General features: G+C 69.9%; 10 protein-coding genes. 3 read left to right on the top strand and 7 right to left on the bottom strand.

What is annotated here, in order from left to right; all coding sequences use genetic code 11:
* Window positions 1–2: 2 nt before the first annotated feature.
* From POL67_RS29650 to POL67_RS29640, 3 genes are all read right to left on the bottom strand, one after another.
* Window positions 3–773 carry an MlaE family ABC transporter permease gene (locus POL67_RS29650; RefSeq protein ID WP_271923155.1) on the bottom strand — a complete coding sequence of 257 codons (771 nt, stop codon included), beginning with the start codon at window positions 771–773 and terminating at the stop codon, window positions 3–5.
* Between the two features lie 87 nt (window positions 774–860).
* Window positions 861–2,750: a DUF4091 domain-containing protein gene (locus tag POL67_RS29645; protein ID WP_271923153.1), complete on the bottom strand. Its 1,890-nt coding sequence runs from the start codon at window positions 2,748–2,750 to the stop codon at window positions 861–863.
* The gene (locus POL67_RS29640; RefSeq protein ID WP_271923151.1) at window positions 2,747–3,985 is read right to left on the bottom strand and encodes a glycosyltransferase family 4 protein; all 1,239 of its coding nucleotides are present in this window, start codon (window positions 3,983–3,985) and stop codon (window positions 2,747–2,749) included. Before POL67_RS29640 ends, POL67_RS29645 begins: the two co-directional genes overlap by 4 nt.
* A gap of 198 nt (window positions 3,986–4,183) precedes the next feature.
* On the opposite strand from POL67_RS29640, the gene POL67_RS29635 reads away from it, so the two are divergent.
* On the top strand, window positions 4,184–5,260 hold the full coding sequence (locus POL67_RS29635) for a glycosyltransferase family 2 protein (RefSeq protein ID WP_271923149.1): 1,077 nt from the start codon (window positions 4,184–4,186) through the stop codon (window positions 5,258–5,260).
* A 32-nt stretch (window positions 5,261–5,292) separates the two neighbouring features.
* Window positions 5,293–6,690, top strand: a complete 1,398-nt coding sequence (locus POL67_RS29630) for a hypothetical protein (RefSeq protein WP_271923147.1) — start codon at window positions 5,293–5,295, stop codon at window positions 6,688–6,690.
* A gap of 447 nt (window positions 6,691–7,137) precedes the next feature.
* On the opposite strand, the gene POL67_RS29625 is transcribed toward POL67_RS29630, so the two are convergent.
* From POL67_RS29625 to POL67_RS29615, 3 genes are all read right to left on the bottom strand, one after another.
* A complete protein-coding gene (locus POL67_RS29625; RefSeq protein WP_271923146.1) occupies window positions 7,138–8,508 on the bottom strand; it encodes a TIGR03013 family XrtA/PEP-CTERM system glycosyltransferase in 1,371 nt (456 codons plus the stop codon).
* 324 nt (window positions 8,509–8,832) lie between these two features.
* Window positions 8,833–11,442, bottom strand: coding sequence for a DNA gyrase subunit A (gyrA, locus tag POL67_RS29620; protein ID WP_271923144.1), 2,610 nt, complete (start codon window positions 11,440–11,442; stop codon window positions 8,833–8,835).
* Window positions 11,443–11,630: 188 nt separating this feature from the next.
* The gene (locus POL67_RS29615) at window positions 11,631–12,797 is read right to left on the bottom strand and encodes a hypothetical protein (protein WP_271923142.1); all 1,167 of its coding nucleotides are present in this window, start codon (window positions 12,795–12,797) and stop codon (window positions 11,631–11,633) included.
* A gap of 252 nt (window positions 12,798–13,049) precedes the next feature.
* Here POL67_RS29615 and POL67_RS29610 point away from each other — a divergent pair, with 252 nt between their 5' ends.
* Complete coding sequence (locus tag POL67_RS29610; protein WP_271923141.1) at window positions 13,050–14,096, top strand: hypothetical protein; 1,047 nt, start codon at window positions 13,050–13,052, stop codon at window positions 14,094–14,096.
* A gap of 12 nt (window positions 14,097–14,108) precedes the next feature.
* Here the strand turns inward: POL67_RS29610 and POL67_RS29605 are convergent, their stop codons facing one another.
* Window positions 14,109–15,317 carry an alanyl-tRNA editing protein gene (locus tag POL67_RS29605; protein ID WP_271923138.1) on the bottom strand — a complete coding sequence of 403 codons (1,209 nt, stop codon included), beginning with the start codon at window positions 15,315–15,317 and terminating at the stop codon, window positions 14,109–14,111.
* Window positions 15,318–15,325 lie beyond the last annotated feature (8 nt).

The following is a 15,325-nucleotide window of genomic DNA, read 5'->3' as shown; positions in this document are numbered from 1 at the left end:
CCTCAGTCCAGCGTGAAGGAGACGAAGTAGTCGAGGATGAAGATGCCCGCGGCCGAGGCCACCACGGTCGCGTTCACGGCCCGCCCGACGCCCGGCGCGCCGCCCTTCACGCCGAGCCCGTACTGGCAGCTCGAGAGCGCCATCACGACGCCGAAGACGATGCTCTTCACGAGGCCACTCGTGACGTCGCTCAGGCCGAGCAGGCCGCTCGTCAGGCCGTTGTAAAACGTCTTCGGCTCGACGCCGAGCAGGCCGAAGCCGCCGTACGCGGCGCCGAGCAGCGCGAGCGTGTCGGCGAAGATCGTGGACAGGAAGAGCGTGGTCACGATCGCGACGAAGCGCGGCGCGATCAGGAACGCGATGGGATCGATCGCGAGCACGCGCAGCGCGTCGATCTGCTCGGTGACGACCATGGTGCCGAGCTCGGCCGTGTTGTTCGCGCCGACGCGGCCGTTGATCATGAGCGCCGTCAAGAGCGGCGCGATCTCACGCAGGATGCCGAAGCCCGCGCCCCAGCCGAGCAAGCCCTGCGCGCCGAGGCGCACGACGAGCGGCGCGGCCTGGATGACCATGATCGCGCCCGTGAAGAGGGCCGTTACGATCACGATGGGGATCGATTTCACGCCCATCCGGTAGAGGTTCCGGAGGGTCTCGGCGCGATCGATGCGGAAGGTGACGAGCCTTCGGAGGATCTGGTAGCCGAGCAGGCCCATGCCGCCGACGGTGGCCGCCGCGCCGAGGAAGCCGCCGCCGATCTCCTCGAGGAGCCCCACGTCGGGAGGCAGAGGCGAGGCCGCAGACGATGGTTTCTTCGGGGGCATTCGCGAGGGCGAGCTTACCCTAGGCCGCCCGCCCGCGGATCACGAAGCACGGCGCCTGCCGCGTCGAACGAGCCACCCGGCGAGGGACGCGGCGACGAGCGCGAGGGTGGCGAAGGCCACGACGAGGCGTTTTGGGCCACGAAACATGGGCCTTTGCTGCGTTTGACGCGCTGCGCGACCCGCGTCGAGGACGTCCGCGGTTTGGCGAGGATCGAGGCGCCCGCCTTCGGGGACGAGCGCGCGAAGGGTGCTCCGCGCGCTCGTGTACGCGGCCGCGTCCGTGGGGAAGGGCGTGGCTTCGTCGAGGTCGACTTCGTCGAGCGCGCGAGGAAGCAGGCGCGTGGAGATCACGTCGGCCTCGGCGGGATGCGCGCTCCGCGCGAGCGCGAGGTAACCCGCGTCCTGGATGCCGCGGCGCAAGAGCTTCAGCCGGATCGAAGGGAAGACGCCGTCGAAGCCGGCCGAGTGGTGCGCGAAGCGGCCCGTCTGTTTGCCCGGATAGACGAGCACGCCATCGCCGAGCGCGCTGTCGCCGTCGTTGTTGTGGAAGGTCTCGGCGACGACGAAGGGGTCGATCGGGCCGCGGCCGCCGCGGTTGCCGTCGTTCCAGAAGGTCGTCTCCCACAGGAACCATCGTCCCGTGGGGCGCGTGGCCGCGATCCAGGCGTCCGCGAGCAAGCTCGTGGCCGGCACGTCGAGCAGGAGCGGGCCCGAGTGCGGGAGCCTTCCGTTGTAGACCCACACGTCGCGGCCTTGATCACGCGTGCCGAGCGCCGCGTCTTGCTGGAAGGTCTGCGAGGGCAAAAGGACGAGATCGACCTTCTGGTGGCGTGGATCCTCGGCGCAGGCGTGCGCCACGCGCACGCGCTTTTGCACGGGTGATCGCGCGAGGAGCGAGCGCCACGTGGGTCCGCGCGGGCTCTCGCACTGCTCGTCGATCGCGTAGAGGAAGACGTCCTCGACCGCCGCCGGGATCTTCGGGACGAGCGCCTCGATCACACGGAGCTTGTCGGGGTGCGGATCGCCGAGCGTGCCGTAGGCGCCGAGCGTGACCGCGGTCAACGGGACACCTTCCCCCGGGCCCTCGTAGCCGTGTTCCTTGGTGTACCAAGCTCCCGTGAGCGCGGGCCCGAGGCGATCGAGGTCAGCCTCGTTGCGGATCGAGCCGAGCGCGTCGACGTGGTGCCGGTGGAGGAGCTGGAAGAGCTGCTTCTCGGCGGGTTCGAGGGCGCCGATGCGCTCGATGAGGTTCTTCGGGTCGTAGAAGGCGAGGAAGCTCGTGGCGCGGTAAGGGAGCTCGGCGCTCGCGACGTCGACGACCACGGGCAAACGCGAGAGAACGCCGCCTGCGTGTTTCACGACGATCTCGGTCGCGACGCGGCCGGGGGGCGTGCTCGTGGGGACCTCGACGTCGATCCAGATCGCGCCGCGGGATCGTGGTTGGATCCGCAAAGGGTAGGGGAGCCACGCGGGCGCGAGCTCCACGGGGACGAGCGCGTCGGGCACGGCGCCGAGCACGTCCTCGTCCGGGGGACGTGATGACGGGGTCCAGCCGAGCGACTCGCCTGCGTGCCTTTCGTTGCGGGATCGCGCGGTGATCTCGACGTAGGACTCGATGAAACGATCGACGCGGATCGGCGTGCGGGGCGGCGCGACGTCCACGGTGACGGCGTCGAGCGGCGTGTCGCCGGCTTCGAGGATCACCTGGATCGCGAGCACCTCGCCGCGGAGCGCCGCGAGCTCGATCGCGTGATCCTCTCCGCCGAGCGCATGTCCTCGTGTGATGGCTCGATCGAGATCGGGCCCCTCCCGCCGCACGCGCACGCCGTCGTCCACCACGACGACGCGGGGCCCACCGGCCGCCGTTACCGTCGCGAGGAGCAGGAGCGCGAGGGCCGACGCGGCGCCCAGCGTGCTCCCGCGCTTCATGCGTGCACCGACCGCGCGCGAAGGAGCGCCGCGAGCAACGCCTCCGCGCTTCGATCCCAGCCGGGCGGCGCGGCACGCGTGAGCTCGTCCTCGTCCCACGCGCGGCTCGTCGCTTGTTCGATCGCCGCGGCGAGCGCGGGCGCGTCGCGCGGCGGCACGAGCAGGCCCGTGCGCTCGTGCGCGACGACGTCCGGGATGCCGCCCACGCGCGTCGCGACGACGGGTCGACCCGCGGCGAGCGCTTCGAGCACGACGTTGGGCGTGCCCTCGTGAAAGCTCGGGAGCACGAGCGCGTCGGACGCGGCGAGGAAACGCGCGACCTCCTCGGCGGGACGCGCGCCGGCGACGAGGAGCGGCAAGCCCGCGTCGCGCTTCTCTTCCAGCGTCTTGCGGAGCGAACCATCGCCGACGAGCGCGATCGTGAACCGACCCGGCGCGCGTGCTTCGAGCGATACGAGCGCGTCGCAGAGCTCGTGCAGACCCTTCGCCTCTTCGAGCCTGCCGACGTAGACGAGCACCTTCGAACGTGGATCCATCCCGAGGGCCCCACGCGCCTCGTCGCGGCTCCGCGGCTGAAAGAGCGCGCGATCGACCCCATTCGGGACGAGCGTCACGCGATCCCGCGGCGCGCCGAGCTCTTCGAGGGCGCCCAGCATCGGACGGCTCACGCCGATCACCACGCCCGCGCGGCGCAACGTTCCCTGCACGAGGGCGCGCACCGAAGGCCAGCGCGCGATCACGTTCACGTCGGTGCCATGCGCCTTCACGGCGTACGGCAGGCCGAGGGCGCGGGCGAGGTGCTGCGCGGCCCACGCGTCGGGGAAGAGGAACGCGCCGAGCACGACGTCGAAGCGGCGGCGCAACGCGGCGAGGTGCGGGACGAGGCCCGCGAGGTAGAGCGGGCCGTTCACGCCGGAGAGCCATGGACCTGCGAGCGGCAGGTACGGCGCGCGCGGGTGCACCACGGGGAGGCCGTCGATCGTGTCCTCCGCCGGCACGCGGCAGAGCTTTCCGACCCGGGCGCGATCCCCGATCAGCGACGCGCCCGGCACCCACGGCACGACGCCGAGCACCTCGACCTCGGCGAGGCGCGCGAGCGCGGCGAGCTGCCTGCGCTGGAAGGGGCATGACAGCGGCTCCACCCGATTCGGGAAGATCCGCGTCACGGCGAGGACACGCAGCCGCTCGCCAGCACCAGGGGAAGAATGGGTTGTCCCGAGCAACGCGCCTAGCATTGCATGCGCATTCTCATTCGCAATGCGCATGTTCGTGAACACGGATTCGCTGGATCCGCCCGCCCGGGGCACCCTGCAATCGGACTCGGATTTCGCCCGATTGAAAAAGAGCCACGGCGTGGGATGCTGGCCGTCGGGGTCGGGGGGCCGGGCTTGGCGGGGGCCGAGCTCTGTTCGTGGCTTTTTGGGGGGCTTGGGATGGATGATTGGGGACCCGAGTCGGGGCGCGGCGGCGTGATTCTTCGGACGCTCGCAGAACGTCCCTTCTGTTCGATCGTGATTCCTTGTTACAATGAAGAGGACCACATCGAGCGGGTCGTGCGGGCGGCGGCGGGGCAACGATATCCGTCCGAACGCCTGGAGATCTTCGTCGTCGACGGTCGCTCCCTCGACCGGACGCAGGACATCGTGCGCGCGCTCGCCGCCGAGGATCCACGCATCGTTTTGCTCGACAATCCCCAGCGCCTCCAGGCCGCGGCCCTGAACCTGGGGATCAAGCGCTCCCGCGGGGACGTGATCATCCGCATGGACGCCCATGCCGATTACGACCCCGGATACGTGGCCGCGTCCGTCGCGGTGCTCCGGCGAACAGGCGCGCTCAATGTGGGGGGCGCCATGCGGCCGCGGGGGAAAACCAGGTTTCAGAAAGCGCTCTGCGCGGCGCTCCGGAGCCCGCTCGGCGTGGGCGGATCGGCGTCCCGGGACCCCGATCGCGAGGGATACGTGGAGAGCGTGTGGTGCGGTGCTTTCCGCCGCGAGGCCTTCGAGCTCGCGGGCCTCTTCGACCCGGACGCGCGGACGAACGAGGACGCGGAGCTGAACCAGCGGATCCTGGCGCGCGGCGGGCGCATCTATCAATCGCGCGACATCGTGGGGCATTATTATCCGCGGTCGACGTTCGGCGGCTTGTTCCGGCAGTATTTCAACTATGGATCGGGCCGCGCGCGGACGATCCTCCTGCGAGGGTTGCCGCCTTCGCCCAGGCCCCTGATCCCGTTCGCGACCGTTCTCACCTTCACCGTGCTCGTGATCCTCGCGCTTTTCTATTCGCCGGCGCAGCCCGTTCTCGGCGCGGCGGCGGCCGTGTATACGCTGGCCATCGTCGCCGGGGCGGCGTGGGCGGCGCGTCGCGCGGACGGGTGCCTGGTTTTCCTCGTGGCGGCGATGTTTCCCGTGATGCACGTCGCGCACGGGCTCGGCTTTGCGGTCGGGCTCGCGCGGTACGCGCAGGCGCCCTTGCGGGACGCAGAGCCGGAGCGGCTGACGGCCCGCTGAAGCACCGGGCGGCCCGAGAACCATGGAGGCGCATGCTGGGCTTTTTCCCCGCGGGAGGGCTCGCCGTCACCGACGCGACGGCGGCAGTCACGGTCGAGCAAAGCGCGGTCACGGGCATCACGCCGGGCGGCGGGTACGGGATTGCGCTCACGAGCGTGGACGGCGCTGCGAGGATCGTGTCCCGCGCGTCCCGCGCGGCGTTTTTGCTGGATATCTCCGGGCGGTACGGGCGGGCGCTCGCGTCGACGCAGGGGGCCACGTCCCCGCAGGACATCGCGGGCACGGCGGTGACGCGGCTCGATGTCGTGACCTCGCCCCGCACGGCCTTTTCGATCTCCGCGGACGCGCTCCTCGCGTCGCGGCTCGGGCTCCGCGCCACGAATGATTTGACGGCGCGCGACCCGTTTCTCCAGGGAAGGGTCATTTACACGCTCGGGAGCCGCGTCGGGTTTTCCGCGAGCACGTCGCCGCGGTCGTATGTACGTTTCGAGGCCGGATACACGCAAGCGGGCGCCGTCGCCGCGGATCATCCCGAGGCGGTGGGGCTCGATAGCCACGCGGTCCTCGGGAGCGCGTCGTTTTCGTGGCTCGCCGGCCGTCGCTTTCGCATAGGGCCGATCGTGCGGGCAGGCTTCACCCATTTCGAGCACGCGCTGCTCGACGTGGACCTCACGCGCGGGCCCGCGGACATCACCACGGTCTCGGCCCTCGGATCCGCGACGTTCGAGATTTCGCGGCGCATCCGCGGCGGCGCGGCGCTCGGGCTGACGGTGGCGAGCCCGCCGTCGTTCCTGCAGGATGAGTCGTCTGGCGTGATCGCGCCCGACGCGCGGATCGACGCGCGGTATGCCGGGCGTGGATACGGGGTTGTCGGGACGTACAGCTTTTCGTACTCGTCGCTCGGCCCGCGGATCGGGTTTGGGGCGCAACATGCGGCGGGGCTGGAGCTGTGGAGCCGGCCGCGGGGGGGGCGGGAGTTTCGGAGCGTGATCGCGCGCGGGATCCTGCGCTTCCGCCATGGCGAAGCGCCACTCGCGACGCAGCCGCGGCTCGGGTTGCCGCCGGGGACGCCGCAGCCCGAGGGAAAGTTCGTGACGACGGCGGTGGCCGCGGGCGGTTCGCTCGGAATGCCGCTGACGATGGGAATTCTCGTGACGGGCGGGGTCGACCTGGAGCTGATTTCGACGCGCTTCGAGCCGGACCCGACGGGCGCGTCGGCGCCGACGTTCCGGACGATGGTGACGGTGGCGATTTCGGCGATCGCCTCGACGGATCCGATGCGGCGGGTGCCAAGGGATCCGGATCTGCAGGACCAGGACGCCCGGCCCGGGGTGCTCGAGGAGGAGGAGGCGCGCGCGGCGGGGGGGCGTCCGAGGGGCCAGGAAACAAAGACGGCGGACGAGGACGAGGACGCGTTCTACGACGAGTGATGGATGTGTGGGGCAGCTTGCGCAACTGGGTGGATCGAGGCCTCGATCGAACCGGTTGTGTGAGGTGCCGGGGGCGATCCAGGCGTCGAGGGACCCTCGCACGTGAGGCGCCGGGGGCGATCGAGGTCTTGAGCGACCCAGTTGCGTGAGGCGCCGGGGGCGATCGAGGTCGGCATCGACCCGGTTGCGTGAGGCGCAAGGGGCGATCCAGACGTCGAGGGACGCCGTTGCGCGAGGCGCTGGGTGCGATCCAGGTGGGGATCGCACCCGTTGCGCGTGTGGAGAGCCGTAGCGAGGCCAGAGGGTGTTCCACAATGCGCCTGTGCATCGACCGCGTCGCGGTCGATGCACCAAAGGTCCAGGGCTGGCCCTGGTCCGGGTCGAGGGGCGGACAGCCCCTCGTCGGGTCCGGGGTGAAACCCCGGCGCTACGCTGTGGAACACCCTCTCAGCGCGATCCAATCCGGAGCAGCACCACCTTGATCGTATCGAGCAGAATCGACAGGTCGAACCAGACCGACAGCGTCTTGATGTAGAACAGGTCGTGCTGCAGCTTTTCGAGCTGGTCCTCGGTCGTGGCGCCGTAATGGTAGCGGACCTGCGCGTAGCCCGTGAGGCCGGGCTTGACGAAGAGGCGCTGCCGGAAGAACGGAATGGCCTTTTCGAGCTCCTCGGTGAAGCTCGGGCGCTCGGGACGCGGGCCGACGAGGCTCATGTCGCCGGCGAGCACGTTCCAGAGCTGCGGGAGCTCGTCGAGCCGCGTCTTGCGAATGACGCGGCCCACCCGCGTCACGCGCGGATCGTCCTCCGACGCCCAGCGCGCCTTGCCATCGGCCTCCGCATCCGTGCGCATCGAGCGGAACTTGTAAATGGTGAAGGGCTGGCCGAACACGCCGCTCCGCACCTGCGAATAAAGGATCGGGCCCGCCGAATCGAGCCGGATCGCGAGCGCCGTGAGCAGCATCAGCGGCGCCGACAGCACGAGGCCGATCGAGGCGCAGACGACGTCGAGCAGGCGCTTTCCGAGGAGCGTGCGCTTCGCGACGTGAAAGCCGTGCGCAAAGACGAGCTGGCTCGGGCGAAGCTCACGGACGAAGATTTTGCCCGTGATGCGCTCGTAAAACTCCACGCCTTCCTCGACCTCGACGCCCCGGAATTTGAGCTCCAGGAGGACATTGATGGGCAATTTGCCCCGGCGATCCGCAGCGCAGACGATGATGTGCCGGATGCCGTGCGCGGACGCGATGTGCGGCAATTCGTCGTAGCTGCCGAGCACGTCGGGGGCGGCGCGGCCCGGGTCGCCCTCCTGTACGAGGCGGCCGACGAATCGCATGCCGCCGGTGTCATGGGTCCGCGCGCCGGTGATCACGGCGTCGGCGAGCGGCCCCGAGCCGAGGACCAGGGTGCGCTTGCAGAGGCGATCACTCGCCGCCGCCCGCGCGAGCCCGGTGCGAAAGAGCGGCAAGACGAGCGCGCCGGCCATGAGCCCGAGCGCCACGGCCGCGAAGCGCTCTTCCGCGTCGACCGAAAAACCCTGGAAGAGGGCCCAGAGCAGGAGAGCCGAGACAGCGAGCGCACGCGCGACTTTCCAGGCCAGGGTACGGAGGTCGCGAATGGGCGAGGGTCCGTAAAGGCCATGGTAATAGAGCGACGCCTGCGCCACGAGCGTGATCGCCGCAGCGTCGAGCACGCGGGCGAGCGTGACGACGCCGCGATGCCCCTCGATCGCCGCCGCACCCGCGCAGACGAGCGATACGAGCAGGCCAGCCTCGACGAACCATACAATGGCACGGCGACGCGACCGAAATAGCTCGAGCATGTTGCCCCCCAGCAATGGAGGGCCCACACGCATCCGATCCTGCGCGGCGCACCCCCCCAAGCCCCTCCGTTGACGCTTGGGAGCGTCGCGCGGACACGCCGCGTTACGCCCCCAAACCTCTCCGTTGACGCTTGGGGGCGTCGCGCGGACACGCCGCGCTACGCCCCCAAACCCCGTCGACGCTCGGGAACCTCATTCGGACACGCCGAACGACGCCCCCAAACCCCCGGATCCCCCCCGGGGGACCGGGTGAGCCCCGGCGATGCTGTGTGACAGTGCTTACGTTAGCTCCCGGTCACGCGAGGTGCCAGGGGAGGGGGGATGTCACTCGGCGACGCCGTTCGTCCCGTCGTGACTCGTGCCGTTCGTGCCATCCGTGCCGTTCGTCTCGAGCGGCGGGGGCGGGACCGTGCCTTCCTCGGCCTCGGCAAAGGCCTCGATCGCCACGACGCGCTCGTCGCCGTCGACGTTCATGAGGCGCACGCCCTGGGCGTTGCGGCCGGTCTCGCGGATCTCGCTGGCTTTGGTGCGCAGCGTTTGGCCGCGGTCCGTCACGAGCATGATCTGATCCGCCGGCGACACCATGGCGACGCCAATGACCGGACCGTTGCGCTCGCTCGCGTCGATGAGGATGACGCCCTTGCCGCCGCGGCTCTGGAGGCGGAACTCGTCGAGCGGGGTGCGCTTGCCATAGCCGCGCTCGCAGACCGCAAGGACCCGATCCCGTCCGCCGTCCGTGACGCAGAGGCCGACCACGAAGTCGCCTTCGTTGAGGTCGACGCCCTTCACGCCCATGGTGGCGCGGCCCGTGGGACGGACCTCCTCCTCGGCGAAGCGGATCGACATGCCCTTGTGCGTGGCGATGAGGAACTCGCGCGAGCCGTCGGTGATGGCCGCGGAGAGGAGCTGATCGTCCTCCTCGATGCGCACGCCGATGATGCCCTTGTCGCGGAAGTTCTCGTACTCCTCGAGCGCGGTCTTCTTGATCTGGCCGCGCCGCGTGAGCGTGACGACGAACCAGCCGGTCTCGATGCGCGGGACCGGGGTGATGGCGGCGATCTTCTCGCCCTGCTCCATCCCGACGAAGTTCACGATCGCCCGGCCCTTGGCGTTTCGCGCCGCGCTCGGGATCTCGTAGACCTTCTTGACGTAGACCTTGCCCTTGTCGCTGAAGAAGAAGACGTAGCTGTGCGTGGAGGCGACGAAGAGCTGGCTGACCCAGTCCTCGTCCCGCGCCTCCATGCCGACCATGCCCTTGCCGCCGCGGCGCTGGGCCCGGTACGTCGTGACCGGCGTGCGCTTGAGGTACCCCAGGTGGGAGATGGTGACGACCATGTCCTCCTCCTGGATGAGGTCCTCGACCTGGATCTCGGCCTCGGTCGGGACGATCTCGGTGCGGCGCACGTCGTTGTAGCGGCTCTTGATGTCCTCGAGCTCGCCGACGATGACGTCCATCAGCTTGCTCTCGTCGGCGAGGATGCCGGTGAGGCGGAGGATCTCCTCGGCGAGCTCGCCGTACTCGCGCGCGAGTTTCTCGCGCTCGAGGCCCGTGAGGCGCGAGAGGCGCATCTCGAGGATGGCCTTGGCCTGGCGCTCGGAGAGGAAGTAGTCGCCGCGGCCGTCGCCCTCGACGCACTCGGGCTCGGGGCGGCCGGCGCGGCGCAGGAAGTCGCCGAAGCCACGCAAGGGGAGCTTCTGCAGGCGATCACGCGCCTCCTCGGGATCCTGCGAGGTGCGGATCGTGGAGACGATGATGTCGACGTCGGTCGTCGCCATGCCGAGGCCCTCGACGAGCTCGCGTTGCGCTTCCGCCTGGCGCAGCTCGTACCGGGTGCGCCGCGTGACGACCTCGCGGCGATGCTCGACGAAGTGCGCGAGCGTGTCCTTGAGGCCGAGGACGGCGGGGCGGCCGTTGGCGATCGAGAGGTTGATGACGCCGAACGTCGATTGCAGGTCCGTGAGGCGGTAGAGCTGGTTCTGGACGACCTGGGGGAAGACGTCCTTCTTGAGCTCGATGACGATGCGCATGCCTTCGCGGTCGCTCTCGTCGCGGACCTCGGCGATGCCCTCGATGCGCTTTTCCTTGATGCACTCGGCGATCTTGGCGACGAGCTTGGCCTTGTTGACCTGGTAGGGGATCTCGGTGATCACGACCTGCTCGCGATCGCCCTTCAAGGTCTTCTCGACGATGCAGCGGCCGCGCATGACGATGGTGCCGCGGCCCGTGCGGTAGGCCTGGTCGATGCCGCTCTTGCCGTAGATGAGGCCAGCCGTGGGGAAATCGGGGCCCTTTACGTGCTGCATCAGGTCGTCGACCGTCGCGTCGGGGTTCCGGATGAGCAGGACCGTGGCGTCGATGATCTCGCCGAGGTTGTGCGGCGGGATGTTCGTCGCCATGCCGACGGCGATGCCGCCCGAGCCATTGACGAGGAGCTGGGGGAACTTGGCCGGGAGGACCGTGGGCTCGAGCTCGGAGTCGTCGTAGTTCGGGGCGAAATCGACGGTCTCTTTTTCGATGTCGGTGAGGAGCTCGGTCGCGACGCGGGCGAGGCGCGACTCCGTGTACCGCATGGCCGCGGCCGAATCGCCGTCGACGGAGCCGAAGTTTCCCTGCCCATCGATGAGCGGGTAGCGGAGGCTGAACGGCTGCGCCATGCGGACGAGCGCGTCGTACACGGCCGTATCCCCGTGCGGGTGATACTTGCCGAGCACGTCGCCGACGACGCGCGCGCATTTCTTGTGCGATCCGCTCGGGCCGATCTTCTGCTCGTGCATCGAGTAGAGGATCCGGCGGTGCACCGGCTTGAGCCCGTCACGCACGTCGGGGATGGCGCGACCGATGATCACGCTCATCGCGTAATCGAGGTAGCTGTTCCTGAGCTCGTCCTGGATGCTGACGGGGATCTTCTGCTGGATGTTCGAGGAATCTTCCATACCGCCGCTCGGGCCTGGGCCTGACGCGCGAGGAGGCTTGAAAAAAGCCTCGTCCACGCCGGCCGGAGGACGCTCTCAGGTAGTATACGACCCGTGAACCTGCAATCAGGTTCGAGGGTTTTGTACGCAGGTTTGGGTGCGTCGCGGCGCTGGCTCGGTCGGTCCGTCTGGGCCGTTGTCGGGGAGGCTCAAGGCCCGAGCGTGCAAGTGGCCGTGCTGACCGCGCCGGGGGTGATTTCGGCGAGGCAGGAGGCGGTCACGACCGCCGCGCCCGCAGCGTCGCGGCCGACGAGCTTGATCTTCGGGTAGGCACCGGGTTCGATCGGCGTGAAGCGGAGGGGCTTGCCGCAAGCGACGCCGTCGGCCTCGAGGGAGCTGGGCGCGCCGAGCAGGGCGTCGTACGTCGCGACGTTCTCCTTCGCGCACGAGGTGCCCGCGGCCGCGAGGACGTCCGCGAGGGAGAGGTCGAGCGCGCCGTCCTTGCTCAGCGGATCGCAGAGCGCATGAACGACGAGGCCTTCCACGGCGATCGCCGTGCAGGAAGCGCCCCACGTGACGGGTCCGCCCGTCTCGGCGCGTGCCTCGATGCGGAACGTGTAGGTCGCGCCGGGCTTGATGTTCTGCGTGTACGGCGCAGGCGCGGGGTTCTTGCAGGGGAGGTTCACGAGCGGGGGCAAGGCCGGATCGGCCGGGCGCACGTCGAAGCTCGCGACCTCCCCGGTGATCACGGGGTTGCCCTGCGGATCGATCGAGCTCGTCTTGCAGGCGAGATCGAGGCCGGGGATGGAGCTCGTGCCAGCGAGCGTGGCGCGCGGATTGATGAGCACGCCGGTCTCGGTCGAGAGCGGCGCGAGCTCTTCGCACGTCTCCGGCACGGAGCGGACGTTCTTCTGACCGGTGATGTCCTTGCAGTAGGTCGACCAGAGCGGCGTGACGGTGCCCGCGGCAGGTGCAGCGCGGCGGACCATGCTGCGGCTGCCGGAGGAGGTGCCCCCGACGGGCGTGAGCTCGGCGGCGGGGACGTCGTAGCCGTCGATCTGGACGCGGTAGACGTGGCCGACGAGGATCTGCCGGAAGATGACGCTCGCCGTGCAGGTGACGGGCGGCGACGAGGGGAGCGGGAAGGGCGCGGCCGCGTCGGTGACGTCGAGGACGGTGGCCACGTAACTCTGCATGGCGCCGGTCGCGGCGGAGCAAGGCACGTCGCCGAGGAAGAGGCTCGGCTCGACGAGGATGCTGGTCGGCACGGTCGTCGTGGTGTCGGTGTCGGTGTCGGTGTCGGACGTCTCGTCGCACGCCGTGCTCGCGAGGGCGAGGGCGACGAGCGGCACGAGCGCGAGGGTCCGGCGGCGCATGGGGCCGGCGTAGCCGATGGCCCGGCTCGATGCCAGGCAAAACACACGCGCTCTCTCGCGCGCCCCGGACGTGCGCGGCGGCCTTCGGGGTGCGGTGGACGGCCCGCCCCAATCGTGATCTTCTCGATCGCGGGCCTGCGCGGGGATTTTTACGCGCGAGCGTCCTGTCCTTCAGGAGGAGCGATGGCGGTTCGGAGGCGCGCGACGAGAGGGGGCTTCGTCGTACTTTCGTGGGCAGCCGGTTGCCAGCTCGTGTCCGGGATCCCGGACGAGCTCTCGCTCGGGGCAGGTCACGGAGGCGCGGGCGGCGCGACGCCGATGATGTGCGTGCGCGACGAGGTCCCCGATCCGCCCGCCGTGGACGACGCGGGCGGCGCCGAGGGGTTCGTCGTGGCGCTACGCACGATCGACATGGGAAAAGGCGTGAACGACGCGCTCCCCGGGCTGAACCTCGACGGGCTGTGCTCGTGCACCGAGGACAAGCGGGGCTGCGAGTCGATCGATCCGTCGGACGACAAAGGGTACTGCGACGACGACAGGGGTCACGACGGGGCGAGTTACGCGCTCTTCGGCGCCCTCGCGTACATCCTCAACATCGATGACATGTCGAGCTTCCTGCGCGACCTGGCCGAGTCCGGCCAGTGGAGCGTGCTGCTCCGCGTACAAGGGTACAACGGCGCGAGCGACGACGATCAGGTGGAGGTCGGCTGGTACGGGAGCCTGGGTCTCGCGGCGTCACCGGAATGGCAAGGCGCGGATGCGTGGTCGATCCGGCAGGAGTTCGTCGCACCGGTGCAGGCAGACCCCTACGCGCCGAGGTTCATCGACGGCACGGCCTACGTGACGGGCAACAAGCTCGTGGCCCGGCTCCCCGAGGCGCCGCTGCCGATCTCGGACGGCGCGTTCACATCCATGTACGCCGCGCTGTCGAACCTGGTGCTCGTGGCGCGCATCGATCGGACTGTGACCGGTCTGTACCAGCTACGCGAGGGCAAGATCGGCGCGAAGCTCCCGGTATCGGAGCTGTTCCCCATGCTCGCGAGCTTCCGCGACACGAAGGGAAACCCGATCTGCAAGGACGCGCTGTTCTACCCGGCGACGCGGCAGATCACTTGCCGCGCGGCCGACGTGCTGCTGGCTGACGCGACGGACAAGAACAAGGTCTGCGAGGCGCTCTCGTTCGCCATGGATTTCGAGGCGGATCCCGCCATGCTCGGGGCGGTGAAGCCTTCCCCGCTGCCGTCCGCCGGATGCCCGGCCGAGACCGATCCCGCGCTCGACAGCTGCAGCGGCCTGTAAACGAGCGCGCGCTCAGCGTCCGGGCGTGGCGAGCGTCGCGGCCGCGATCGTCGTCCAGTCGATCCCCGCGGGCAAGCGGCCCTCGGCGCGCTCGGGTCTGCCGCCGCCGCGACCGCCCGCCGCGGTCGCCGCGCGCTTCAAGAAGGCGCCGCAGTCGAAGTCGCTCGACGATCCGCGCGCCGCGAGCACGATCGTGCCGCCGTCGGCTTCCCCCGCGAGCAACGCGACGAGATCCGCCTCGGCCGTGATGCGCCCGGCCACCGCGCGCACGAGATCGAGGGATGCATCTTCGACGACGCCGATTACCACGCGTTCGCCCCGCGCCCGCGCGTCCTTCACGAGCGCGTCGGCGATCGCCGCGGCCACGCGGCCCCGCACGCGCCCGAGCGCCTGACGCGCCTCGTCGAGCTCGCGGCGCAGTTTTTCGATGCCCGCGGGGACGTCCTCGGGGCCGCACGTGAGCTCGCGGGCGAGCGCGCGCACGACGTCGGCTTCGCGCGAGAGCTTCGTCCGCGCCCGCACGCCCGCGGAGAACGTGACGCGCATCTTGCCCTTGGTTCGCTCGAGCGCGTCGATGCGGACGAAGCCGACCTGCGCGGTGTTCGTGCAGTGCGTGCCCCCGCAAGGCGAGACGTCGAAGTCGCCGATCACGACGACGCGCACGTTGTCGTGCACCTTGGGCTGCCTGCGCAGCGGGAGCGCGCGGAGCTCGTCCTCCGAGGGGAAAAACGCGCGGATCGGGGCGTCGTCATCGATGACGGCGTTGACGAGGGCCTCGGCCTCGGCCGCGGCGCGCTCGTCGAGGGTGGTGACGTCGAGGTCGATCGTGCACGCGCTCTCGCCGAGGCGCGAGGAGACGGTTTCGGCGCGGGCGACGTCGGCGAGCGCGCGCGAGAGCATGTGCTGGCCCGTGTGCTGGGCCATGTGGACGAGGCGGCGCGGCTTGTCGATCGTGCCATGCACATCGGCGCCGATCGCGGGCAGGGGCCCTTCGAGCACGTGGTGGATGCGGCCCTCGTCGTCGACCTGCACGTCGATGACGGCGGCCTCGTCGAGGCGTCCACGATCGGCCATCTGCCCGCCGGACTCGGGGTAAAACGCGGTGCGATCGAGCCGCACGCTGGGGCGGCCGGCGTGGGACTCGTGGGCGACGACGACGCCGCGGAACGAGAAGAGCTTCGGGTCGTCGTGGTAGAGCGGCGAAGAGCGAGGTGTGGCCAAGGCCGATG

It is taken from the genome of Polyangium mundeleinium (assembly GCF_028369105.1).
GTDB classification, from domain to species: Bacteria; Myxococcota_A; Polyangia; order Polyangiales; family Polyangiaceae; genus Polyangium; species Polyangium mundeleinium.
This window is presented reverse-complemented; position numbering and strand designations above follow the sequence as displayed.